Annotated in this window: 22 protein-coding genes; 7 read left to right on the top strand and 15 right to left on the bottom strand. The window is 62.8% G+C overall.

What is annotated here, in order from left to right:
• Positions 1-405: 405 nt before the first annotated feature.
• Positions 406-1557 carry a hypothetical protein gene (locus tag JQ609_RS28060; protein ID WP_212276097.1) on the bottom strand — a complete coding sequence of 384 codons (1152 nt, stop codon included), beginning with the start codon at positions 1555-1557 and terminating at the stop codon, positions 406-408.
• Between the two features lie 235 nt (positions 1558-1792).
• On the opposite strand from JQ609_RS28060, the gene JQ609_RS28055 reads away from it, so the two are divergent.
• Both JQ609_RS28055 and JQ609_RS28050 read left to right on the top strand, forming a co-directional pair.
• Complete coding sequence (locus tag JQ609_RS28055) at positions 1793-2470, top strand: response regulator transcription factor (RefSeq protein WP_212209824.1); 678 nt, start codon at positions 1793-1795, stop codon at positions 2468-2470.
• The gene (locus JQ609_RS28050; RefSeq protein WP_212276096.1) at positions 2467-4395 is read left to right on the top strand and encodes a sensor histidine kinase; all 1929 of its coding nucleotides are present in this window, start codon (positions 2467-2469) and stop codon (positions 4393-4395) included. The genes JQ609_RS28055 and JQ609_RS28050 overlap by 4 nt, the downstream gene beginning before the upstream one ends.
• Before the next feature lie 2 nt (positions 4396-4397).
• Here the strand turns inward: JQ609_RS28050 and JQ609_RS28045 are convergent, their stop codons facing one another.
• Positions 4398-4679 (bottom strand): hypothetical protein, encoded by a 282-nt coding sequence (locus tag JQ609_RS28045; protein WP_212276095.1) that lies wholly within the window; start codon positions 4677-4679, stop codon positions 4398-4400.
• A 244-nt stretch (positions 4680-4923) separates the two neighbouring features.
• On the opposite strand from JQ609_RS28045, the gene JQ609_RS28040 reads away from it, so the two are divergent.
• On the top strand, positions 4924-5178 hold the full coding sequence (locus tag JQ609_RS28040) for a cysteine rich repeat-containing protein (protein WP_212276094.1): 255 nt from the start codon (positions 4924-4926) through the stop codon (positions 5176-5178).
• A 34-nt stretch (positions 5179-5212) separates the two neighbouring features.
• Here JQ609_RS28040 and JQ609_RS28035 read toward each other — a convergent pair whose 3' ends face one another.
• The 3 genes from JQ609_RS28035 to JQ609_RS28025 all read right to left on the bottom strand — a co-directional run bounded on the left by JQ609_RS28035 (position 5213) and on the right by JQ609_RS28025 (position 7117).
• Positions 5213-5878, bottom strand: a complete 666-nt coding sequence (locus tag JQ609_RS28035; RefSeq protein WP_212276093.1) for a hypothetical protein — start codon at positions 5876-5878, stop codon at positions 5213-5215.
• Positions 5879-5991: 113 nt separating this feature from the next.
• Positions 5992-6663 (bottom strand): hypothetical protein, encoded by a 672-nt coding sequence (locus JQ609_RS28030; protein ID WP_212209899.1) that lies wholly within the window; start codon positions 6661-6663, stop codon positions 5992-5994.
• A gap of 208 nt (positions 6664-6871) precedes the next feature.
• Positions 6872-7117, bottom strand: coding sequence for a hypothetical protein (locus JQ609_RS28025; RefSeq protein WP_192735271.1), 246 nt, complete (start codon positions 7115-7117; stop codon positions 6872-6874).
• Positions 7118-7237: 120 nt separating this feature from the next.
• Between JQ609_RS28025 and JQ609_RS28020 the strand changes: the two genes are divergently transcribed.
• On the top strand, positions 7238-7891 hold the full coding sequence (locus tag JQ609_RS28020; protein WP_212276092.1) for a hypothetical protein: 654 nt from the start codon (positions 7238-7240) through the stop codon (positions 7889-7891).
• Positions 7892-8030: 139 nt separating this feature from the next.
• Here the strand turns inward: JQ609_RS28020 and JQ609_RS28015 are convergent, their stop codons facing one another.
• Positions 8031-9023, bottom strand: coding sequence for a nitronate monooxygenase family protein (locus tag JQ609_RS28015; protein ID WP_212276091.1), 993 nt, complete (start codon positions 9021-9023; stop codon positions 8031-8033).
• Positions 9024-9149: 126 nt separating this feature from the next.
• Here JQ609_RS28015 and JQ609_RS28010 point away from each other — a divergent pair, with 126 nt between their 5' ends.
• Positions 9150-9794 (top strand): TetR/AcrR family transcriptional regulator, encoded by a 645-nt coding sequence (locus JQ609_RS28010; RefSeq protein WP_212276090.1) that lies wholly within the window; start codon positions 9150-9152, stop codon positions 9792-9794.
• Positions 9795-9883: 89 nt separating this feature from the next.
• Positions 9884-11446 carry an AMP-binding protein gene (locus tag JQ609_RS28005; RefSeq protein ID WP_212276089.1) on the top strand — a complete coding sequence of 521 codons (1563 nt, stop codon included), beginning with the start codon at positions 9884-9886 and terminating at the stop codon, positions 11444-11446.
• 9 nt (positions 11447-11455) lie between these two features.
• On the opposite strand, the gene JQ609_RS28000 is transcribed toward JQ609_RS28005, so the two are convergent.
• Both JQ609_RS28000 and JQ609_RS27995 read right to left on the bottom strand, forming a co-directional pair.
• Complete coding sequence (locus JQ609_RS28000) at positions 11456-13510, bottom strand: hybrid sensor histidine kinase/response regulator (RefSeq protein WP_212209833.1); 2055 nt, start codon at positions 13508-13510, stop codon at positions 11456-11458.
• Entirely contained in the window at positions 13507-15000 is a 1494-nt protein-coding gene (locus JQ609_RS27995) for an ATPase domain-containing protein (RefSeq protein ID WP_212209834.1), read from the bottom strand. Before JQ609_RS27995 ends, JQ609_RS28000 begins: the two co-directional genes overlap by 4 nt.
• A gap of 1472 nt (positions 15001-16472) precedes the next feature.
• On the opposite strand from JQ609_RS27995, the gene JQ609_RS27990 reads away from it, so the two are divergent.
• Entirely contained in the window at positions 16473-16820 is a 348-nt protein-coding gene (locus JQ609_RS27990; RefSeq protein WP_249128497.1) for a DUF1236 domain-containing protein, read from the top strand.
• A gap of 396 nt (positions 16821-17216) precedes the next feature.
• Here the strand turns inward: JQ609_RS27990 and minE are convergent, their stop codons facing one another.
• From minE to JQ609_RS27955, 7 genes are all read right to left on the bottom strand, one after another.
• Entirely contained in the window at positions 17217-17516 is a 300-nt protein-coding gene (gene minE / locus JQ609_RS27985; protein ID WP_212209836.1) for a cell division topological specificity factor MinE, read from the bottom strand.
• Complete coding sequence (gene minD, locus JQ609_RS27980; RefSeq protein WP_212209837.1) at positions 17513-18328, bottom strand: septum site-determining protein MinD; 816 nt, start codon at positions 18326-18328, stop codon at positions 17513-17515. The genes minE and minD overlap by 4 nt, the downstream gene beginning before the upstream one ends.
• Before the next feature lie 19 nt (positions 18329-18347).
• A complete protein-coding gene (gene minC, locus JQ609_RS27975) occupies positions 18348-19055 on the bottom strand; it encodes a septum site-determining protein MinC (RefSeq protein ID WP_212209838.1) in 708 nt (235 codons plus the stop codon).
• 221 nt (positions 19056-19276) lie between these two features.
• Positions 19277-20050, bottom strand: a complete 774-nt coding sequence (locus JQ609_RS27970) for a thioesterase family protein (protein WP_212276088.1) — start codon at positions 20048-20050, stop codon at positions 19277-19279.
• Positions 20051-20121: 71 nt separating this feature from the next.
• Positions 20122-20586 (bottom strand): peroxiredoxin, encoded by a 465-nt coding sequence (locus tag JQ609_RS27965; RefSeq protein ID WP_212276100.1) that lies wholly within the window; start codon positions 20584-20586, stop codon positions 20122-20124.
• Between the two features lie 48 nt (positions 20587-20634).
• Positions 20635-21372 carry an SDR family NAD(P)-dependent oxidoreductase gene (locus JQ609_RS27960; protein WP_212276087.1) on the bottom strand — a complete coding sequence of 246 codons (738 nt, stop codon included), beginning with the start codon at positions 21370-21372 and terminating at the stop codon, positions 20635-20637.
• 179 nt (positions 21373-21551) lie between these two features.
• Positions 21552-22640 carry a substrate-binding domain-containing protein gene (locus tag JQ609_RS27955; protein ID WP_212276086.1) on the bottom strand — a complete coding sequence of 363 codons (1089 nt, stop codon included), beginning with the start codon at positions 22638-22640 and terminating at the stop codon, positions 21552-21554.
• Positions 22641-22700 lie beyond the last annotated feature (60 nt).

Below are 22700 nucleotides of genomic sequence, written 5' to 3'. Positions count from 1 at the left end.
CGGCCTTCCCTGCGCAATGGCTTTACGGCTTATGCCGTGATCTCCCCGGAGACGAGTTCTTGGTTGACTCCGTCACCACCGGTTCAGCTTGCGCCGACCCGACAGCTTGACACCTGCAACGGGTGCCAGGACCACACGGTTTTGCCGTACGCTTATCCACGCCGTCGTCGAGGCGTAAACCAGCGTCCACCGCAACCCGTCCAACGTCCGTGACGACGGCCGACGCCCTTCTGAGTAGGACGGGATGGGCAATTATATGCCCCTGATTTATGTTCTGGTAAACAGAAATATTTTTTATTTCGGGGCTTGACACGAATTCCGGAAACCAGAAGTTATTTGCCCGTCGGGTCAGAATGCCGCGGGTGCATCGATGCTGATGGGTCCGCGGGCGGGGCTCAGCCCACCCTAGCTCTGCCCAAGCCCGATCAAATTGCGGCCCTTCTGTACCAGGAACGCCAGTCCGACTGGTTCGGCGTGATGACGGTGCAGCGTATGCGATGCAAGGACGTGGTGGAGATTTCCCGGCAGAGTTTGCAGCTCAGCCTTCAGATCGGACGCAACCGCAGCCATCACGGCGTCGAGCTTTCGTCCCCAATCGGTCTGGTCGATGCGATCGATCGAGCTCCGCAGCGCGTATTCGATATCGTAGATGTCGGTGAGAATATCCCGGGCGATCGAAATGCGGTTGCGCTTCAAGGCGTGGCTCAACGCTATTCGTTGGTCGTCGAGCTGGTCGAGCACCATGGCGATGCTGATCGCATAGCGGGTCGCCGCGATCTCGGCGGCATTCTTGCTGCGCGCCGACCTCGTCGCGAGACGGGCCAGTTGCCATGGCTCCTTGAGGTGCTTCGTCACCATGGTCAGGGCAAACGGCATCGCTTCGGGATGTTTGGCCGCGAAATTGTCGAGATGACCGCGTATCCTGGAAAGCGCCTCGCCGTCGAAATCATCCACCTTGGATGGCAGCGCTTCATCGAAGGCGACGATGGCGTCGCGGAGCCGCAAGGCCAGCAGGATCTTCTTGAGATCGTCAAAGCTGGCGCGGGAGCCGGTATACTGGCCAAGAGCTCTTCGTACGTCGGCAACGCCCTGTTCTGAGCCGAGAAGCCCCTCGATCGTCTTGACGACCTTGGACTGGAATCCGGCGACGATCAGCCTGGCTTCGTCCGGAATGTCCTTCACGATCAATTGCTTCATCTGCTCGCAATAATCGCGCGCCATCGATGGCAGCTGATCCTGGTTGATCCATTCCCAGATCGCCGACAGCGACCCGCGCGATATCTGACCGGAATTGGCGCGCTCGGGCGAGCGGTCGACGAACAATGCTTCGATCGGCTTGAAGAAGTAGCGCGACGGATTGCCGATGCGATGGTGGGTCTCGCCGCTCTTGCGAAACTCGGCGCGTAGTTCTGCCAGGATGATTTCGAAGCCCGAAATGTCCTCGTCATACATCTGCATCCGCTCGATTTCGACGAGCAGGCTGCTGCGCGCATGCGACGTCAAATGACCGAGATATTTTCGGATCCGGTCGGCCTGGATTTCGTTTTTTGGCGTCACTTGGAAAGGATCCCTGATCCGGCCCTGATGAGCTGCCCCGAAGTGTGGGGTGCGTTCGTTGCGACCGGATTACTTTTTTATCCCGCAACTTAAAGGTTTGGCCCGCAGGTCCACCGTGAGGGTACGGTTCCTCCCGCTATGTGACCCTCCCCCATGAATATGGCTGTCCCAAAACGCCGTCGAACGGTTAAACTCGCGCGGGGCCGCGGGGGGACAGGCGGCCGGAGCCAATTCCATGACGCCGTTGAGCGATGAACCGCTTTTGCAGGCCATTTCCGTTTTGCTGGTCGAAGACGACGCGCCGACCTCCTGGCGGCTACAGGACGCGCTGACCAAGGCCGGCTATCAGGTTCGTGCCGCCGCGACGCTGGCCGAGGCCAAGGCCGGCCTGGCGCAGGCCGCGCCAAAAGTGCTGCTGACCGATCTGCAATTGCCCGACGGGCACGGCATCGATCTGATCCGCGAGACCCGCCAGCGCTTTCCCGACACCGAGATCATGGTGATCTCGATCCTCGGCGACGAGGAGAGTGTGATCTCGGCGATCACCGTCGGCGCCACCGGCTATTTACTCAAGGACGCGTTTCCGACCGACATCGCGGCCACCGTCCGCGACCTCGTGGCGGGGCATTCGCCGATCTCGGCCTCGATCGCGCGTTTCATCGTGCGCCGGACCCAGAACAATCCGGAGCCGCCGCCCGGCCCGCCGCTCAACACCGCCAAATTGACCCCACGCGAGATCGATATCCTCTGGGGCATCGCCAAGGGTTTCAGCTACGCGGAAATCGCAGGCCATCTCGGCCTGTCGCGGCAGACCGTGCCCGGGCACATCAAGAGCATCTATCGCAAGCTCGAAGTGCACACCCGGGGCGAAGCGGTGTTCGAGGCGGTACAGCAAGGCCTGATCCGGCTGTGAGCGAGGACGCCGCAATCGAGGCTCCTCCCGGCGAGGTACGCCGGCGGCTGCAGGTCTCCCGCCTGTTGCAATATGTGTTGCTGCAGCTGCTGATCGCGGTCGTGTGCGGCTTCATCCTGCGGCAGCCGCTGCCCGCGCCACCTGAAAATTATGCCTTGACCGAGTTCAGGCTGAGGCAAGGCGACACCGAGCGCTCCGTCACGTTGCCGCACTTCGCCAGCGCGCGGTCGCCTGCCGACGATCAGCCAACCTATACGGGCCGGTTCACATTTCCGGCAGAGCAATCGCCGCGCGCCTGGTCGATCTATCTGCCGCGCTTCACCAATGCCGCCGAAGTCGCCGTCAACGGCGTCGTGGTGCTGGACACCAGGCGCGATCCGGTCGCCAACCGGCCCGACCGCTCCACGCCGCAGATCGCGGTGATTCCGTCAGCGCTGCTGCACGGCGGTTCGAACGAACTCACCATTCGCGTGCTGGTGTGGGGCCCGATCTCGGCGTTTCTCGACACGCCCTACGTTGGACCTGACAATGTCGTTCGTCCCTACTACGACCGGCGGGCGCTGCTGTTCGTCACGTTGCCGATCGTGTTTTCGGCCTGGCAGGCGATCCTCGCGGTCATTCTGACCATCATGTGGGTGATGCGACGGCATGAACCGGCTTACGGCATGCTGGCGGCGGCGATGGCGGTCGGCGTCCTGCAGGCATTCCTGTCGACCCCGCTCGACGAGTCCCGCTACGCCACACTCAATTCCATCGCGATCGCATCCGCGCCGCTCGAGAGCGGGCTTGTTCTGGCCTTTGGCATTCTCTTCTTTGGCCGCAAATGGCCGCGCTGGGGCCTCATCATCTTCGCACCCAGCGTGATCCTCGCCGTTGCCGGCCTGGTCGGCGGCCAGGCTTCGGTCCGGTCGCTGTATCTGTTCATCGGCACGCCGACGGTCGGGCTTTGTCTCATGATGATGGCGCTGATATCAGGGAATGCGGTGCTGCGGCGGCAGGACGCCGCCAGCATCCTCTTGGGCTGCGCGGTCACCATCGTGCTGACCAGCTGGATTCACGACATGCTCTCCGTGCTGCAGATCGTGCCCGATCGGCGCATCTTCTTCTCGCGATTGTCCTATTCGGCGATGCTGGTGGCGATCGGCGCGGCGCTGACCTGGCGGTTCGCGCGCGCGCTCAACCAGGTCGACAGTTTTGCCGGCCGGCTCGTTACCCAGGTGCGCGAGGCCGAGGACAAATTGAAGGCCAGTTTCGCCCGCGAGGAAGAACGCGCGCGCGCCGCGGCATTGGCCCGCGAGCGCACCCGGCTGATGCGCGACCTGCACGACGGCCTCGGCGGCCAGCTCGTCAGCATCGTGGCGCTCAGCGAACGCGGCAATGATGCGAGCGCTGGTATTGGCGACGCCGCCCGGGCGGCGCTGAAGGATCTGCGCCTTGTCATCGACTCCATGGACGACATCGGCGGCGATTTGATGCTGGCGCTGGGATCGTGGCGCGAGCGCGCCATGGCGCAGTTGCGCCCGCACGACATCGAACTCGATTGGCAGATCACGCCGCCTGGCCTGCCGGTGCATCCGGAATTGCGGCCCTGGCATGTGATCCAGATCATGCGGCTGCTGGACGAGGCGCTGACCAATGCGGTCAAGCACGCCAGTGCGCGCCGCATCACGGTCAGCATCGAGACGCGGCGCGGCGCAGCGGATCTCGATCAGGGCTGTATTACGATTGCGGACGACGGCAAAGGCTTTGCGCTGGCGCCTGATGGCGAAGCCTCCGCCGAAGGCAGCGCCGGGCGGGGCCTGCGCAACATGCGAAGCCGCGCCGCGCGCTGCGGCGCCGGCCTCGATTTGACATCTGGCGCCGGCGGAACGCGGGTGCGGCTGACCTTGCCGCACCGATTTCCCGACAGCGACGCGAATGGTTGAGGTTACCGCCGCCCGACGCGGTTGACCGGGCCGCCGCGATTCCACGCTGTGCCGGGGCGGACACCGACGCCGCGCGCGCCGACGCCAACGACGCCGACGCGGGGCGTGGCAACCGCTACCGCAGCCACCGGCGTCGGCCGCACCACGCAGCCCTGCGGCACGCCGACCGTCTTGCAATAGACCACCGCGGCCTGGGCCGGACCGGCGCCAAACGAAAGCGCGGCCACGGTCGAAAGTGCCGCCACCGTCAGACCGGCGCTCAGCCATCCAGAATTCCTCAGCATGTATCCTCTCCTGATTTTGCCGTGCAGCCTTGCGATGGACCGACCGGTCACCGCAGCCGACGTGGAGAGGTACTTGGGCCAGACCGGCGTGGTGCAACATCCCATGAAGATGGTGTGTCGATGTCGCGGGGCGTTTGCAGGTGAGTTTTCGCTGCCATGAACATGGCATGGACGGCGCGGCCGGCATCGACGAGTTTCCGCGGGCTCTCGTTCAGCCCGCCAACGCCCTCCGACAAGGTGATCCATGAAAAAGCCGGTTCGAAAATCCACGCCCGCCGCAACCGCCCTAGCCTCGCTAATTTTCCTGCTCGCCGGCAGTGCGCTGGCCTCAGCCCAATCCGGGCCGACCCGCGAAGAGCAGATGGCTTGCCGTTCCGATGCCGGGAAATTCTGCGCCGAGCATATCGGCAAGCCGCCGCAGATGAACGCCTGCCTGCGCGACCACAAGGCGAAACTCTCCGACCCCTGCCGCAAGGTGGTGGAATCGCGCGGCGGATAGCTGATGCGATTGCATCATCCGGATTGAGGATAGATCAATCCAGATCGAACAATCTGATCCGGGGCGTCCCGACCGGCTCGGCCGCAAAGACGTGGCGCGGCTCGGTCTCTTCGCGAACCCTCTCCTCGACCTCGCGAAGCTCCTGATCCTGCCTCGGCCGGCGTCGTTCAACCCAGTGCTGACGACGCTCGGCCTTGCGCTTCTCCTCAGTGGCGCGTCTCGCCTCTCGCCTGATATCGACGTCGCGTGACTTCACGTCGGCGGCATCGCGCGCCCTGATATCGCTGTCGCGCGTTTTGGCAAAAGCGGCTTCGGGAGTTTTTATCGGTTCAGGATTTGTCTTTTCGGGCGCAGCAGCCTGCGTCACGGGTGCGGCGGTCGTCGGCTGTGGTGACGCTGCGGGCGGCGTGCTCGCTGCGGCTCCAGCGGGCTGGGCCTGCGTCGAGGTCGTCGTAACGGATTCGTTCTGCGGTTGGTTCTGCGGTACATTCGCTGCGACCGCCGCCACGTTGGGTGCCGGTTCCGACAAAGCCTTCGCCGGGATCGGCTTCTCCGACATCCGCAGCTCAAGCTTGCTCGTTTCGATCTTGGGCGCATGCGGGCTGACGATGTTCGAGATCAACACGCCGCCGCCGAGGCCCACGACAACGGCCGCGACCACGGTTCCCACGCCTGCAAAATATGCCGTCGAAGTGCGCATTGGCTCGGCTCCTTGATCCACGCGGGAAAACGCGCGGCCAAGGCCGATGTTCCGATATGGGAAAATGTGGAAACGATGGAACCGGCGGCGTGCGCTGCGGCCGCCGCAATCGCTCAGATCATGGAGGCTACTTTTTCGAGCCCGATGATGCGGGCGAGCGAGCGCACTTCGCTCTTCTGGTCTTCGCGCAACTGGAACAGCAACGGCATCGCAGCCGATTTCAACTGCTGGACTTCTTCAGCGTCGGGATCGATCGGAATGCCGCCCGCCGCATTGGGATCGGCCTGACGCTTTGCGTGAATCTTGCGGGCGACAGCCTTCAACGCGGTCTCCACTGGCGGCCAATAGGATTCCTGCGAGGCAGAAAGCTTGAGGCGCTCCTTGATCCCGGCGATCTGGACGTCGCTGAGCAGCGCGTAATTCTTTTGCGGAGCGGGCTTGGCGGCGGCCTTGGGCTTGGGCGGTGCGGCAGCAGGCGCCATCGCGGGCGCGGCGACTTTGGGAATTCCGAGATCGGCCGGCGCGGTCGAGGCATAGGCCTGGCGCAGCGGCTCGCTCAGCACGGGAGCAGCCTGCGGCGGCTCATAGGCGGCCAGCGCCATCGTCGCGATGGCGAGCTTGTCCTTCTTGCTTTCCTTGTTCGAGACCGGGCTTTGGAATGCGGCAGGTGCGGCGGCCAGTTCGTAATGCGCGGCGAACAGGGTGTCGCGGCCGAGAATTGCGGTGGCGGCGGCGGCCACTACGAGGAAACAGGTCAACGCAACGATCGTAATGGCTTTGGTCAAAAACGTCTCCATTCCGCCGATCCTGGAGCCTCGCGGCTCTAGTCTTTATAATTTTTAACGCGTTTTCTTGACGCGAACCGGTATCCACTTCGCTCGGAAACGCTACCGAGGGTGGCTGAAAACTGGACGGTAATTAAGGCTTTACCATGCCGCTCAAGGAGTTAGTGCCCGCTGAAACGTGCGAGAATCGCGTCAAATCGGCAAAAAATCAGGCCGCCGCGGCCAGATCGTAGGCTTCCTGGATGTCGGCCACGATATCGGAGGCCTCCCAGAGTGCATCGGGGGCGACCGAGCGCAGGCTGATGGTCCAGTTGCTTTTGCCGGTGCGGGGCATGCTGACGATGTCGAATTCGACGTTGCGGCAGAGCGGATGCCGGTCCAGCGCGCGGGTCACCCGCCACCTGATCTCGTCGATGGTGGCCGGGGTTTTGGCATAAAACTGATCGAAATCCATCTTGCGCCCCCTTATTTGCGGATCGCCCGGCGGTGCGGCCGGCTATCCTGTGGTTCTATTGTTGGGGCGGATTTGGTTAATGGCCCGTTAATCCGGAAACGGCACGAGAAACTACCCAGCATGGCGGAAACAACTCAGGAAGCGACGACCGCCCCGGACGGGCCGTCGGTCCGATCAGCGCTGCTGGCGGCCGCGGGCATTTCGATCGGCACGCTGCTGCTGGCGACCTTCGAATTGTCGATGGCCGATTGGCCGTCCGGTTTTGTGCTGCTCGGCATTCTGCCGCTGATGGCGCTGCTGTTCTTCGGCTGCTGCCTATGGACGGCAACGCTGCTGCTTCGCATCCCACGGGGCGGGACGAAATTCGCGATCCCGTTCCTGATCTGCGCCGCGACGCTGGCGCTGCTGGTTTACGCACCGTTACAGAAAGTCGCGCTGCAACGGAATTTCCACTGGCACCGCGCCGATCGCGAACGGATCGTGGCCCGCGTCGAGGCCGGCGAGCTCAAGCCGAACGTCCCCTACAACAAATCCATGATCGCGCTGGGCGCAACCGAGCCCAAGGTTTCCGCCGGCGGAAACGACATCGTCGTCGACACGGCCAAGGACGGCACCTACGTGCTGTTCCTGACCTCGCGCGGCCTCAAACACTATTTCACCGGCTTCCTGCACGTGCCGCCGGGCAGCGATCCCAAGGATTTCTTCGAGTTCGACGACAAGCCGCCGAGCCAGCTCGTTCACTACGACAAGAATTGGTATTTTGTAGCGAATTAGGTGCGCAGCAATCCGGACTTTGGCATCTTGCTCGTCATGCCCGGCCTTGTGCCGGGCATCCACGTCTTGCTTTTCGCAGCAAAGACGTGGATGGCCGGGACAAGCCCGGCCATGACGAGGTAGCGTGAACTAGAACGGCTTAGGTGATCTGGATTTTCGCCGCCGCCGCGCGATACTCGACTAGCGTCCGCGCAACGAGCTCATCGACGCCAAGCACTTCCGTCACGCCCGAGGTGGAATGGCCGGCGCTCCAGATGTCTTTCCAGCGCTTGGGGCGACTTTCACGGGCGCCGATGTCGATGTCCTTGCCGATATCGATGGCGCCGCGCGCCGGCAGATCGTTAGGGTCAAGGCCGGCAGCTTCGATGGACGGCCGCAGCATGTTGGTCTGCAAGCCCGTGAAAGCCGTGGTCAGCAGAATGTCATCGGCGCTGCTGGCGACCAGCATCTCCTTGTACCTGATATCGGCCATGCTTTCGCGCGTGGCGATGAATCTGGTGCCCATGTAGGCGAGATCGCAACCAAGCGCCTGCGCCGCGCGCAAGGCATGTCCGTCGCTGATGCCGCCCGCGAGCACCAGCGGCCCGTCGAAGAAGGTCCGCACCGCGCGCACGAACACGAACGGATTGAGCCAGCCGGTCTGACCGCCTGCACCCGCCGTGAGCAGCACCAGCCCGTCGGCGCCGGCTTCTACCGCGCGTTCGGCGTGGCGGATGCTGGCGACGTCGGCAAACACCAGCGCGCCGGCATCATGCAACGGCGCCGCGACCTGTGCCGGCGATCCGACCGACGTGATGACGATCTCGGGCTTGTGCCGCAGCAGCACCGCGAGGTCCTGCGCCAGCCGCGCATTGGAGCGATGCACGATCAGGTTCGCGCAGATCGGCGCGGCGGGCTTGCCGCTCTCGTCCGAATGACGCTGCAAGCGGCCTTCGATCTCGCTGAGCCATTCTTCGAGTTGTTCGTGGCTGCGGCAATTCACCGTCGGGAACGAGCCGATCACGCCGTTGCGACAGGCGGCGACCACAAGCTCGACGCCGGAGACCAGAAACATCGGCGCCGCGATCAGCGGCAGGCTGAGGCGATCCTGAAAGCGCGCGAGAAGATCGGGAGAATTCAAATGCGTTTCCATCTCGGCGGTCTGGTTTGCGGGTCCACGCCGCGGATTCGCCGTAGCGTTTGACATCTGTATACTGACAAGTATAGGACTTACTCATCGGAAAGTTCAAGGTCGTTTCCTCCGAAAAACGGATCGTTCATGGGTTCGACGGCGCGGCAGTCGCCTTGGCGAAAGGCGGAGGAACGGGAAAGGGAGCGCGGCGCGAAGCGGGAAGCGGTGCTGCACGCCGCCGTGCAATTCTTCAACGAGAGCGGCTTCCACGCGACCTCGCTGGACGACGTCGCCACCTCGCTCAACGTCACCAAGCCCACCATCTACCATTACTTCGCCAACAAGGACGAAATCCTGTTCGAGTGCGTGCGGCTCGGCCTCGAGAGCATCCGTCAGGCCGCCGAGACCGTGGAGTCCCGCGGCGGCAGCGGTCTCGAACGCCTCACGGCGCTGATGCGTGACTATGCGGTCATCATGACGAAGGACTTCGGGATGTGCGTGACGCGCACAGCCGACCACGAACTTTCTATCGAGGGCCGCGCAAAATTCCGGGCGCTGAAGCGCGAGATCGACCTGATCGTGCGCCGCGTGGTCGAAGTCGGTATGGCCGACGGTTCGATAGGACACGGCAACGCCAGGATGATGACCTTCACGCTCACGGGCGCGCTGAACTGGATTGCACGTTGGTACGACCCCGATGGGTCAGGTACGCCCGAAGAGGTCGCCGATGCCTGCGTCGCCACCCTGGTCAACGGCCTCGCCCCGCGTGCCAGCCGAAAGAAGAAAGCGTGATGGCATTGCCATAGCGCGGATCCGTTCACGTCCGAGAGCCGGTCAACGGCGGAGTGACCAACATGTCATCAACAGGGAGGAATTCTAAGATGGGCAATCCGCTTCATGCGTTTCCACCGGCATGCACGCAGACGCTGCGGGCGCTGGCGCGCTATCCCTCGCGGGTCGCATTCTCCTGGCCGGGCGGATCGATCACCTATCAGAGCGCCACCGACCTGATCGGCCGCATCCAGAAAGTATTCATGCAGACCGGGCTTCAGCCCGGCGCGCGCGTCGCGTTCCTCACCGCCAATCGCGCAGACAGCTGGTGCGCCGGCGTCGCGGCGCAATTGTCGCAGCTCGCGATCACCTGGCTGCATCCGCTGGGCTCGCTCGACGACCAACTGTTTCAGATCGAGGATTGCGAAGCTGAGATGCTGGTGATCGATGCCGATACGTTTCGCGATCGCGGCGGCGAGCTGGCGGCCAAGGCCACAGGCGTGAAAACCGTGTTCACGCTCGGTCCGGCGGCTTGCGGGGTTGATCTGCTGGCCGCGGTCGATGCCGCCGGCACCGCGAGCCCGCGCAATTTTGCCGCGCCGGACGATATCGCGATTCTGAACTACACCGGCGGCACCACCGGAAAATCCAAGGGCGTGCTGCGCACCCATCGCGAGTATGGCGGCTGGGCCAACGCTACGCTGGCCGATTTCGAAATCCCGGATATCCCGAGCTATCTCGCGGTGGCGCCGATCAGCCACGTCGCCGGGACAAAAGTGCTGCCGACGCTGATGCGCGGCGGCACCGTGCATATGCTGAAGGGTTTCGATCCCGAAGCTGTCTTCAGGACCATCGCGCGCGAGCGCATCAATTTTACCCTGCTCGTGCCGACGATGATCTACGTGCTGCTGGACCACCCCGCGCTCGGCAGGCACGACCTCTCCTCGCTCGAATTGCTGCTCTACGGCGCCTCCGCGATGTCGCCGAGCCGCCTCGTCGAAGGCCTCGAGCGGATCGGGCCGGTGTTCTCGCAGCTCTACGGCCAGACCGAGTGCTACCCGGTCTCGGTGCTGCGCAAGGCCGATCATGATCCGAAGACGCCGGAAATGTTCCTGTCCTGCGGTTTTCCGGTCTCGGCCTGCGAGGTCAAGGTGCTCGACGACAACGACCAGGAAGTCGCGACCGGCGAAGCCGGCGAGATCTGCGTGCGAGGGCCGCATGCGATGACCGAATACTGGAAGCAGCCGGAACAGACCGCCGAAACCCTGAAGAACGGCTGGCTGCATACCGGCGATATCGCGCGCAAGGACGAGCGCGGCTATATGTTCATCCTCGACCGCAAGAAGGACATGATCGTCTCCGGCGGCTTCAACATTTTTCCGCGCGAGGTCGAGGATGTCTTGTCGCAGCATGCCGATGTCGCGATGGTCGCCGTGGTCGGCGTTCCCGACGACAAATGGGGCGAGGCCGTCACCGCGGTCGTGGTGGCGCGCGAAGGTGCGAAGCCGAACGCGGATGAGCTGATCAACCTCGTCAAAACGAAAAAAGGCTCGGCGCATGCGCCAAAGCACATCCAGTTCGTTAAGGAACTACCGATGACCGGCGTCGGCAAGGTCGACAAGAAGGTGCTGAAGGCCGGCTTCTGGACCGGCCGTGACCGGATGGTGGGGTAAATTTCCGGCTCACGCCAGCAGTTGGTCGAGCCGTTCGCGCAGCTGATCCTGGTGATAAGGTTTTGCAAGCCGCGGCAGATCAAGCTGCGCGCCCTCAGGCAATTCGGCATAACCCGTTGCCAGCAGGATCGGCAGCGAGGGCCGCACCTGGCGCGTCGCAGCCGCAAGTTCAACACCAGTCATCCCGGGCATCACGTGATCGGTCATCATCAGGTCGATCGGCTGCTCGCTCCTGAGAATGTCGAGCGCATGGAGGCCTGAATTGGCGCCAATCACGTGGTGACCGAGGTCTTCCAGCATCTCCATGGTCGACATCGCAATCAGCGGATCGTCGTCGACGAACAGAATGACGGCCGAACGTCTTGTGCCTTGCGCCGCCGGCGCCGGAGCCTCGACCTCCGGTGCGGCGGTAGCCACCGGCAGCAGCAGCGTCGCTGTGGTGCCTTTTCCGACCGCGCTCGCAAGCCGCAAGGTGCCACCGAGCTGCACCGCCAGGCCGTGGACCATCGACAGGCCAAGGCCGGTGCCCTTGCCGAGCGGCTTGGACGAGAAGAATGGCTCGATCGCCCGCTCCAATGTCTCTGATGTCATGCCGGTACCGGTATCGATGACGGACAGCCTGAGGTAATGGCCCGGCGCCAACACGGCATCCCTGGTGATGCTCTGCTCGTCCACCTTGATGTCGATCGGACCGCCGTCGGGCATAGCGTCACGCGCGTTGATTGCCAGATTGAGGATCGCAAGCTCAAGCTGGTTGGGATCAATACGCGCCGGAGGCAGGCCGTCCTCGATGTCCAATCGCACCGCGACGCGCGGGCCAAGCGACCGCTCCAGCAGGTTGGTCATATCCTGAATCAGCGAACGGAGATCGACCGAGACTGCGCGCAAATCCTGCTGACGCGCGAAGGCCAACAGGCGCTGCGTCAACGAGGCACCCCGCTCCGCGCCTTGCATGGCGCCGTCAACCAGGCGGCGAAGCCGGGGATCGTCGGGCATGCGCTTGCGCAACAGATCGAGGTTGCCCATCACGGCCATCAGCAGATTGTTGAAATCATGCGCCACGCCGCCGGTAAGCTGTCCGATCGTCTCCATCTTCTGCGCTTGGCGCAATTGTTCCTGCGCCCTTTCACGCGCGGCGACTTCCTTCATCAGATCGGCGGTGCGCTGTTCGACGCGCTGTTCGAGGTTTGCGGTCAATTCGGCCAACGCCGTGCGTTCCGTCGCCAGTTGCTCCATCAGCTTCTCGCGTTCGATCTCGGCGGTCTTTCGAGCAGTGATGTCCGAGCAGACGCCGACTAGCGACTTGATGCTGCCGTCCGGCCGACGGACCGCGCGGGCGCGGGTGTCCACCCAGTGCAGCGAACCATCGCGCCAGATAATCCGATATTCGATGCGGTAGTCCCCACCGGTTTTGATCGCGTGATCGATGGCTTCAAGACGGCGCTCCCGGTCGTCGGGATGAACCGCAGCCGACAAATCCTGAAAGGTGAAAGACTCGCCCGGCTTGCGGCCGAAAAAGCGCGCGCAGGTTTCCGAGGCTTCGAGTTTGTATTCCGGCAAATGCAGTTCGAGCGCCCCGAGATGCCCGGCATTCAGCGCCGTCTGCAGCAGGTTTTCGCTCTCGGTAAGATCGGCCAGAATCGCACGGGTCTGGTATTGACGGCGCCGGGCGCGGACCGCCGAGCCGACGATACTGACCAACGTCGTCGGATGGAAAGGACGCTCAATGAAGGTGACGTTGCCGAGTGCCTGACCCAACCGCGCCGCGTCGGGATTCCGCTCCGGACCGCCGCCCTGATGGGTCAACAGCACGATTGGAAAGTCCGACCATGACGGCTGGCCGTTGAGCCAGCTCACGAGTCCGCGCAGATCCGCGGTCTTGATCGCCTCATCGGCAATCACGGCAAGGCCCGCGCCACCTTCGATCTCCTGCACGAGGGCTGCAAGATCGCCGCAGATATTGGCGTAGAAACCCGCTTCGCGAATCAGCACCGAGGCGACGGCGGCATCACGCCCCTTGGGCGCCAGGATCACAGCCCGCTCGGACGACGCGCCGGGCTTCACGGCTCTTCTTCCCGCAACGGCTTATCCGCATTCGTATTAATCGGAACTCCGCGCAACACTCCGTGGAAGTCGATAAGGGGCTCTCCGAGAGAGAGGCCGCGATTGTCGATTCGATACTCGCGAATGGTCGTTTCGTGCGAACCAGTGCGTTTCTTGATGATCGAGATCGCCCGTCGCACGTGCCCGAGTGCCTCGAAGTAACGCAGCAGGATCACGGTGTCGGCAAGATAGGTGACATCAATCGGCGCCTTCATGTCGCCGACCAGACCATGCTGCGCCACCGTCATGAACGTCGAGGCGCCCTGCCGGTTGAGGTACTGCAAGAGCTCGTGCATGTGCAGGATCAGCGAGTTCTCCTCCGGCATCGCGGCCTGATAGCCATTGAGGCTGTCGATCACGACCGTTTTGATCCGGTCCTCGTCGACCCTTTTGCGGACGCGATGCGCAAATTCGCCGGGCGAGAGTTCAGCCGCGTCGACTTGCTCGATGAACAGGCCGCCGGACCGCTGCATGGCATCGAGGTCGATGCCGAGCCCCTTCATGCGCTCGTACAGCAACCCCATCTCTTCGTCGAAAACGAATAGGGCTGCCTTTTCCCCGCGCGCGACGGCAGCAACGATAAACACGATCGAGATCAGGGACTTTCCGGTCCCCGCGGGACCGAGCACCAGCGTGCTCGAACCCCGGTCGACGCCGCCGCCGAGTAGTTGATCCAGTTCGGTGATGCCGCTCGTGAGCCTGCCGCGCGTGAAGCTGGTGCGATGTTCCGACGCGACCAGGCGTGGAAATACGTTCACGCCGCCGGTGGTGATCGTCATGTCGTGGTAGCCGCCGCGGAATTTTGTGCCGCGATATTTCACCACGCGGGTGCGCCGCCGTTCGGCGCCGTAGGCGGGAGCCAGTTCCTCCAGACGCAGCACACCATGCGCGACGCTGTGCACCGTCTTGTCCATCACTTCGGCCGTGAGATCGTCGAGCATGATCACGGTGGCACCGAACTTGGCGAAGTAGTGCTTCATCGCGAGAATCTGCCGCCGGTAGCGCAACGAGTTCTGCGCGAGCAGCCTGATTTCCGAAAGACTGTCGAGCACGACCCGGCTCGGCTTATGACGCTCGACCGCCTCAAAAATCTGCTTGGTGGTCTCGCCGAGTTCAAGATCAGACGAATAGAGCAGGCTTTGTTGCTGCTCCGAATCGAGCAGACTCTCGGGGGGCAGCAATTCGTAGATCGCGATCCCCTGATCGAGCGTCCAGCCATGCGACGCGGCGCCATCGCGCAGTTCGCGTTCGGTTTCGGACAGTGTGATGTAAAGTGTCTTCTCGCCGCTTTTTGCACCCTCCCGCAGGAACTGAAGTGCGATCGTCGTCTTGCCGGTACCCGGCGCTCCTTCAACGAGAAAAAGGTGACCGCGGGAAAACCCGCCGGCGAGAATATCGTCCAGCCCCCAAATGCCGGTTCTCGCTTTCGCAGCCAAACCCAACGAGTTCATAAAACACCCCCTAACCGGATGTAAACCGTTGGGGCATCATGCGGTTCCCTCGCAATGGAACTATTGCGGGAAGAACCCCGGCCAATCGCGCGCCATTTCTCGCCCAGCGGGGCGAAATCACCCGGGCCGATCTCGTGGCATTCGGCGTTTGCTGCGGGGGCGATCCACGGCTGCGCGCTCTTCATGAACATCTGCGCGACCGGCGTCAGCCAGGTCGTGTCGTCAAGCGTTCCGGCCCGGATGTTGACGATTTGCTCGCGCCCGGCGCGGTCCCCGGAAATGCGGCCGCCGCATCAATTGGACGCCCGCATCAAAGCAACTCCACGCAACAGAACCGGGATTCAAGCGAGGCTGCGGTGATTCGTTCCCGCCGTGGGACGTGCCGCAGGGCTGGCAAATGCAGGGCTGGCAAATAATGCCGGCCCGCCGGGCTGCGGCATCCTCACGTGACAGCCTGACCGGGTCCGGGAACTTGCTTTCCTTTGCGCCGTTAGGCTCGGTGTTTTGGAAAGTATTTTGCCATGATTCGTCTGCTGTCGATTGTCCTCTTGAGTGTGCTCTGCATCCTTTCGGATCAAGCATCCGCCGGTGCGCTGAAGCCGCACGAAAGTGCGGCGTCCGACTTCAGCTCGCGTCAGCGGTGCGTGTGCAGCACCTCGCGCCTCTCTACCCGGGGCGTTCGCTATCGGCACTATCGCATCAGAACTGCATACTTGATCGGTTATGATCCGCTGCCATACCGCTTCGGCTCGACATTCGTATGGGAGCGGCCGTATAGGTATTATCGGCACTAGCCCGTGAAAAGCCGTGGACGAGACGAAAGGCGCTGGGGCCGGTGCTTTTGGAGCTACTGGCCGCCTCCACGGGGCGTCTTGGATAAAATCGTTTCTTGTGCCTTGTGAGCTGACAAGGCCGCTTCCGCTTCGGTGAATCTGCTCGCGTTACGTTTACGGACGTCCCTTACAGAAGGGAACGGCGCGCCCAGCTTTCGGGCTCGCGTGCGAATGGAGTCGAGCGAACAACGAAAGATTGAAGCCGCGCGCGCGGCGGAAACATCACCAGCAACCAGCGACTTCAATCGCTCGCCATCTTCAATAGTCCAAGTTCTGTATCTGAAAGGGGTCATAGCTAGCTGTCGAGATGATGCCAACTCCCTGCAGCGGGAAAAACGGCCCCAGCGACTAAGGGGGAAGCGTGCGCTGAGGCCGTGAAGGCACGATGTCTAAATCCCATTAGACAGGACTCCAACTCGGAGCGATTGCCACTTGTTCCCGACAAATCGTGCGCAGAAATAGGGGCCTCAACTGCGGCCGCCGAAACTTAGAGGGTCACAGCGCGGTGCAGGATGTCCCCGGAGCCAGGATTCCACGTTCCGTCTGTCCCAACTGCAAATCTCGGGTGACCGACCGAGGTCGGGAAAAAGTGGAACGTTCTTTTCGCCTCAACGTTAGGCAGGTCCGCGCTCAAGCGGATTGGAGATCACCGATGAAAAGCTCTTGACGATTGCCGCTGCCGCGTCGCTTTTCGCCACCGCTGCCATTGCTCAGACGACCGTCACAACCGGCACCGGCCACGCTACCGTTCAGATCGAGCCGGAATATCGAACCAAGATTAAGACTTACGTAACCGAGAAGAAGGTTCGGCCCATCACGACGCAGGAACGCCTCGTCGTCGGCGCCAAGATCCCGACCAGCGTGGAGCTGGAGGCCGTGCCCGCGGATTGGGGACCGTCTGTCAGCAAATACCGGTACGTTTACTCTAACGATCGCGTGATGCTGGTCGATCCGGGCACCCGCACGATCGTCCACGAGATCGATTGACGACTTGCTCAATGATGCGGCTATTCAAGCCGCATCATTACTACATGCAAAAAGCCCGCAGCCGGTTCGGCCGCGGGCTTTTCTCTTATCCAGGTAGCGCTAATGAACTGCGCGAACCAAATAATATCCAACTCCACCTACGACAATCACAGCGGGAACAGCCCATGACAAAAGCACTGGCATAACTGCCTCCTCAACTTTCCACGGCGAACTAACGGCCGGGATTGCCACTTGTCCCCACCGGTTCCTCTCACCAGTGGTGACGGTGGCCGCGATGCCAGCGATGGTACCGAGGCCCGCTGCGGTAGGCGTAGGCGGACGAACCACGCGGCGGTACCACGGAGCGGCGACCAGACGACCCCGCCGCCGCGCCACGGCGCGGCTGCCAGGGCGGTATCAAGCCGCCCCTGCTCGCCTTTCAGCGTGAGCCTTGGTCTTCTCGAAATTATTCGGCACTTCGATATCGACCTCGAGCGTCGACACCGCAGGTCCCCGGTCCAGCTTGACCGTGACCTTGTCGGGATCGAGCTGGATGTGCTTTGAGACCACCGCGAGAATCTCTTCGCGCAGCGTCGCCAGCAGGTCAGGTTGGCCGCGCAGGCCGCGCTCGTGCGCCAGCAGGATCTGCAGCCGCTCCCGCGCCACCGGGGCGGTTGCCTTGCGGCCGCTGAACAGTCGAAGCAAATTCATGCTCATGCCGCCCTCCGTCCGAGCAATCGGTTCATCAGCCCCCTGCGTTCGGTCGGTACGACCATGTCGACGGTTTCGCCCATCAGGCGGCGGACCGCGTCGGTATAGGCGCGGGCCGGCGCACTGGCCACATTGTTCAGGGTGACGGGAGAGCCGACATTCGAGGCGCGCAGCACGTCCTGGCTCTCGGGGATGATGCCGAGCAGCGGGGTAGCAAGAATCTCGAGGATGTCGTCGATGCTCAGCATCTCGCCGCGTGCCGCGCGCGCCGGATCGAACCTTGTGATCAGGATGTGCTTGATCACCCGCTCGCCCTGCTCCGCCTTGACGGTCTTCGAATCGAGCATCCCGATGATGCGGTCGGAATCGCGCACCGAGGAGACTTCCGGGTTGGTGACGATCACGGCCTGGTCCGCATAACGCATCGCCAGCATCGCGCCGCGTTCGATGCCTGCCGGACTGTCGCACAGGATCCAGTCGAACTTGGTCCGCAGCTCCTCAATGACCCGGCCGACGCCTTCGTCGGTCAGCGCGTCCTTGTCCCTGGTCTGGGAGGCGGGCAGCAACCACAGATTCTCCAGGCGCTTGTCGCGGATCAGCGCCTGCTGGAGCTTGGCGACGCCCTGCACCACATTGATGAGGTCGAACACCACTCGCCGTTCCGCGCCCATCACCAGATCGAGGTTGCGCAGGCCGACGTCGAAGTCGATGACGACGACCTTCTCGCCGGCCTGGGCAAGTGCTGCACCGAGCGCGGCCGTGGACGTCGTCTTTCCAACGCCGCCCTTGCCTGATGTAACGACCAGGACATTTGCCATAATTGATCTCCGTAGCCGATTAGTTCAGCGGTGTAATTTTCATGGTGTCGCCTTGCAGCCAGGCCTGGGCCGGGCGGTTGCGCAGCGAGGCGTCGATTTCTTCAGCAGTCTGGTAGTAACCGTCGATGGCGAGCAGTTCCGCCTCGATCTTCTGGCAGTAAATCCGGGCCGACGAATTGCCGTTGACGCCGGCCATCGCCCGGCCGCGCAGCGTGCCGTACACATGGATCGATCCGCCGGCGACGATTTCCGCCCCCGAGCCGACCGAACCCAGCACGGTGACATCGCCATCGGTGAAGACGATCGACTGGCCCGAGCGGACCGGGCTGTCGAGCAGCAGCGAGTTCGGCTTCGGCTTGGCCTCGACCTTTTCCTCGGGCTTTTCCGCAGGCTCGGTTCGCGTGATGACGCAGGAACGACCGCCGGTCAAAAGCGGCGGCATGCTGGTGGTAAGCTTTTCGGCATCCACGCCCTCGATCCCCAGCACGCGGATGTTGCGTTCTTCCAGATTATTGACGAGGTGGGTGATGGCCGCGCGGCTGAGGTCCAGCGCCGCCAGGTCAAGCACGACAGGCTTACCGACGAAGAACCCCGGCGAACGCGCCAGTGTCGCATCGATCTCCTCGAGCCAGCCGAGAATCGGAATCTCCGGTGTGAATACGAAGGCGACATACGAGCGGCCCCGCATGCGAACCAATTGTCGCGTTGCCCCCGCTGTTGCCTGCATGGTGGATCCACCCATTCCCGGTTACTGAATAATTAAAGATGGGACTGATTTGGTTAATGAGTGATTAATTGTGACAACTCATTCAGCGACCGCGTGGCGCCAGGAGAACGACACGAGAGCTACCCGAAGTTACAGGTGAGTAGTGGCCGTCAGCAAAAGTGGTGGCAATTTGATCGGTTTGTGCCGAGCCGGAACGGCTGGACCACCCGATCGCCCTCGCGTCAACGCCGCTCGATCACCAGGCTCTGGACGGCGCGGCCGAAATAGCCGCGTTCATCGGCCAGCCGTGCCATCGCGAGGCCCGCTCCGTCGGGGCCGATCCAGGATTCGGCGTCGAGCAGCATCCAGTCGCCGACCGGCTGGCGCGCGAAATTCACGGTGAGGTCGGCATTGAGAAACGTCCATTGCCGGAAATCCAGCACCGCCGAAGTGCCGTTACAAAAATCCGCAGCCACCATCGCGCGCATTGCCCGAGAGACCGCCGCCCCCTCGACGATCGGGCGATCGACGCGATACCAGATCGCGCCTGGACCGGGGACGCCGAACCGGCCGCGCGCGGCGCGCAGCGACATGCCGGTTACGAACGGGCTGGAAGAAAAATCCGCCGGCTCGACCCGCGACTGTTCCGGTCCGGGCAGCGTGACCTGTTCGATCTCGGCCTCGGGCGGCAACTCGTTGGCCTGCACCTTGATTTTCAAAATAGTGGCGGCGACCACCACGACGCCGTTGGCGCGAAGTTTTACCGCGCAGAGCTGGATCTTGCGGCCTTCGCGCAGAACCTCGGTCTCGATCGTCAGCGGCGCGACCGGCACCGGGCGCATCAGATCGACCGTCACCCGCGCGATCCGCATTGGTACCGGCGTCGGCAACGCTTCTGCCGCCCAGACCACCAATGCCGCCGGCGGCGAGCCGTGCTGCATGCTCGGATCCCACGGCCCCGCCGCGTGAGGGCTGGTGAGGACGCTATTGCCGTCCACGCGAAAGATAGCGTCCATCAATCAGGGATCTCGGTTGGAGAGAGAAGACAGCTTTCTGCCTGCTCTGCCTCGCGGAGTCGAGTGCCCTGTCAGGCAGCAAGCTCCGCCGCGATGATCGCGCCGAGTGCCATGTCGCTTTGCTGCCCGAACCCGTGGTGCACGATGCTGCCGTTTCGACCGATCAGAATGCTGGTTGGCGTACCCTGCATTCTATATCTCCCCATGGTGAGCGGTATCGGCGTCTCCTCACCGGCCTCATCGACCCCGATCGGAAATGTCAGGCGATATTCGTGGATGAAGGCCTGCAGCGACACCGGCGTCATGGCTGCGTGATGTTCGAACACGGTATGCAAGCCGATGACCTGAAGATCCGAGTTCTTGAAGAGCTCATGGGCGCGCTGGGTTTGCGGCGTGCCATGGGCGACGCATCCGGGACAAAGCATCTGAAATGCATGGAGCAGGACCGGGCGGCCCCGCAACGCGGAGAGCGTTTGCACTTCATTGGTATTGAACCAGCGCGACACAGCGATTTCGGGGGCGAGCGACACCAACATCTCTCCTGTTTGCATCCGGCCCATCAAGACCGCGGTTGAACTGATCCGTCAAATGAACGCCATGCCGCCATTGAGAATGATGGTTTGCCCGGTCATGTAATCGTTGCCGAGCACCATCGCGACGGCCTGCGCGACTTCCTCAGGCTGTCCCATTCGTCCGAGCGGAATATTGCGCGCAAGATCGGTGCGCCCGCGCATCATGTCGGTTTCAATCAGCGACGGCGCCACATTGTTGACCGTGATCCCCTCCTTCACGAGCCGCGCCGCGTACCCTCGCGTCAGTCCCTCGATGCCGGCCTTGGAGGCGTTGTAATGCGGGCCGATGGCGCCGGCGCCGCGTGCGGCACCCGACGAAATATTGACGATGCGGCCCCATTGGCGCGCCCGCATTGCCGGCAGCACGGCCTGCGTGCACAGGAAGACCGACTTCAGATTGACTGTGATGGTGCGGTCGAAATCGGCTTCGGAAAGTTCGTCGACGCTGCGCACGATTGCGATGCCGGCGTTGTTGACGAGAATGTCGATCGGACCGAGGTCGCGCGCGACCTGTTCGACCATCTTTGCGACGGCAGCGGCCTGCGACACGTCGGCGGCAACGGCGATGGCACGGCCACCACCGGCCTTGATTTTGGCGACGACCGCTTCCGCGTCATCCGCGCGCTCACGGTAATTGACCGCGACCGCGGCACCTTGCTCGGCGAGCATCAAAGCAATCGCAGCGCCGATGCCGCGCGAGCCACCCGTCACCAACGCGACACGCGCGCTTAGATCCTGTTTCGTTGTCATCGGTCATGATCCCATCAACGCAAGCGTGGCCACGTGTGACGATATCATTTTGTTTCTCGTCATGCCCGGGCTTGTCCCGGGCATCCACGTCTTTGCTTCACTTGAGCCAAGTAAGACGTGGATGGCCGGGTCAAGCCCGGCCATGACGAAGGGAGACGCGTCGCGATTCGCGAACGTCCTCACGCCATACCGCTACCCACGCTCTCCAAAAACGCCTTCACGGTTGAGACCGTGCCGGTGTCCGTCGCGACATAGCCGGGCAGGCTCGCCACTTCGCGCTGGAACTCGCGACCCTTCATGATGTCGATGACGCGGCGCATCGGTTCGGTCTCCAGAAACGCGCGCTTGCAGACAAACAAATAATCCTCGGTCAGCAAGCGGATGAAATCGAGCCCGAATTGCCGTGCGGCCGCCTCGACGCCAAAACTGACATCGGCCATGCCGCTGGCGACGTAGGCGGCGACCGCCGCGTGGGTGAATTCCATCTGCTGGGCGCCGTTGATTTTCGCTTCGTCGATCCTGTGCAACGCCAGCAACTGATCGAACAGCAGCCGCGTTCCGGAATCATGATCGCGGTTCACAAAGCGCGCCTTGCGATCGACGATATCCTTGATCGATGCAATCTCGAGCGGGTTGCCCGGCTTGACCATCAATCCCATTTCGCGCGTCACGAAACTGATGACGCGGTCCTCGCGCGGATCGAGCCATTCCTTGCATGCGCGGATGCCCTGGATGCGCAATTCGCCGCGCGGCAGATGCACGCCGGAGAGATCGCAGGCGCCCTGCGCCAGCGACAGCAGCGAATTCTGATTGCTGACATAGCGCAAATCGACGCCGATCCCGGGTTCGCGGTCGAGCAGTTCGCGCAGCTTTGAGACTGCAAAACCATGGCTGGCGTGGACGCGGATCACGGACGGACGCTGGTGCAGGAAGGGCTTGATCTCGGTCGCGAGCTCCTGCGCCAGATTTTCAAGCTGCGGGCCGAGACGGGCCTGCATCCGCTCACCGGCCCAGACCAGTTTTTCGCCGAACGCCGTCAGCGTCGTGCCCTTGCCGCGATGGGTCTCGACCAGCGGTACGCCGAAAAAATCCGACCATTGCTCGACCAGATTCCAGACGTGGCGATAGGACAGCTGGGCGTGCGTCGCCGCGCTGGTGAGCTTTCCGGTTTTGCGGATCTCGTTGAGAATTCCGAGCATCACCACGGCGGTCTGCGGGCTGCCCTCCTTGTGAAATCGCCAGACGGTTTCGATTTCGATGTGGTGCATTGGCTCTCAGCCTATGAAGTCGATTGCATATATTCGCGATCCATAGGCAGATCATATCAT

The sequence above is a fragment of the Bradyrhizobium sp. AUGA SZCCT0169 genome (assembly GCF_018130085.1).
GTDB lineage: Bacteria > Pseudomonadota > Alphaproteobacteria > Rhizobiales > Xanthobacteraceae > Bradyrhizobium.
This window is presented reverse-complemented; position numbering and strand designations above follow the sequence as displayed.

Bases quoted from the DNA above. Each gene is read 5' to 3' on its own strand.
- JQ609_RS27995 (WP_212209834.1), bottom strand. From the start codon at position 15,000: ATGAACTCGTTGGGTTTGGCTGCGAAAGCGAGAACCGGCATTTGGGGG.
- JQ609_RS28040 (WP_212276094.1), top strand. From the start codon at position 4,924: ATGAAAAAGCCGGTTCGAAAATCCACGCCCGCCGCAACCGCCCTAGCC.
- JQ609_RS27960 (WP_212276087.1), bottom strand. From the start codon at position 21,372: ATGACAACGAAACAGGATCTAAGCGCGCGTGTCGCGTTGGTGACGGGT.
- JQ609_RS28055 (WP_212209824.1), top strand. From the start codon at position 1,793: ATGACGCCGTTGAGCGATGAACCGCTTTTGCAGGCCATTTCCGTTTTG.
- JQ609_RS27970 (WP_212276088.1), bottom strand. From the start codon at position 20,050: ATGGACGCTATCTTTCGCGTGGACGGCAATAGCGTCCTCACCAGCCCT.
- minC (WP_212209838.1), bottom strand. From the start codon at position 19,055: ATGCAGGCAACAGCGGGGGCAACGCGACAATTGGTTCGCATGCGGGGC.
- JQ609_RS28010 (WP_212276090.1), top strand. From the start codon at position 9,150: ATGGGTTCGACGGCGCGGCAGTCGCCTTGGCGAAAGGCGGAGGAACGG.
- JQ609_RS27955 (WP_212276086.1), bottom strand. From the start codon at position 22,640: ATGCACCACATCGAAATCGAAACCGTCTGGCGATTTCACAAGGAGGGC.
- JQ609_RS28045 (WP_212276095.1), bottom strand. From the start codon at position 4,679: ATGCTGAGGAATTCTGGATGGCTGAGCGCCGGTCTGACGGTGGCGGCA.
- minD (WP_212209837.1), bottom strand. From the start codon at position 18,328: ATGGCAAATGTCCTGGTCGTTACATCAGGCAAGGGCGGCGTTGGAAAG.
- JQ609_RS27965 (WP_212276100.1), bottom strand. From the start codon at position 20,586: ATGTTGGTGTCGCTCGCCCCCGAAATCGCTGTGTCGCGCTGGTTCAAT.
- minE (WP_212209836.1), bottom strand. From the start codon at position 17,516: ATGAGCATGAATTTGCTTCGACTGTTCAGCGGCCGCAAGGCAACCGCC.
- JQ609_RS28005 (WP_212276089.1), top strand. From the start codon at position 9,884: ATGGGCAATCCGCTTCATGCGTTTCCACCGGCATGCACGCAGACGCTG.
- JQ609_RS28035 (WP_212276093.1), bottom strand. From the start codon at position 5,878: ATGCGCACTTCGACGGCATATTTTGCAGGCGTGGGAACCGTGGTCGCG.
- JQ609_RS28015 (WP_212276091.1), bottom strand. From the start codon at position 9,023: ATGGAAACGCATTTGAATTCTCCCGATCTTCTCGCGCGCTTTCAGGAT.
- JQ609_RS28025 (WP_192735271.1), bottom strand. From the start codon at position 7,117: ATGGATTTCGATCAGTTTTATGCCAAAACCCCGGCCACCATCGACGAG.
- JQ609_RS28020 (WP_212276092.1), top strand. From the start codon at position 7,238: ATGGCGGAAACAACTCAGGAAGCGACGACCGCCCCGGACGGGCCGTCG.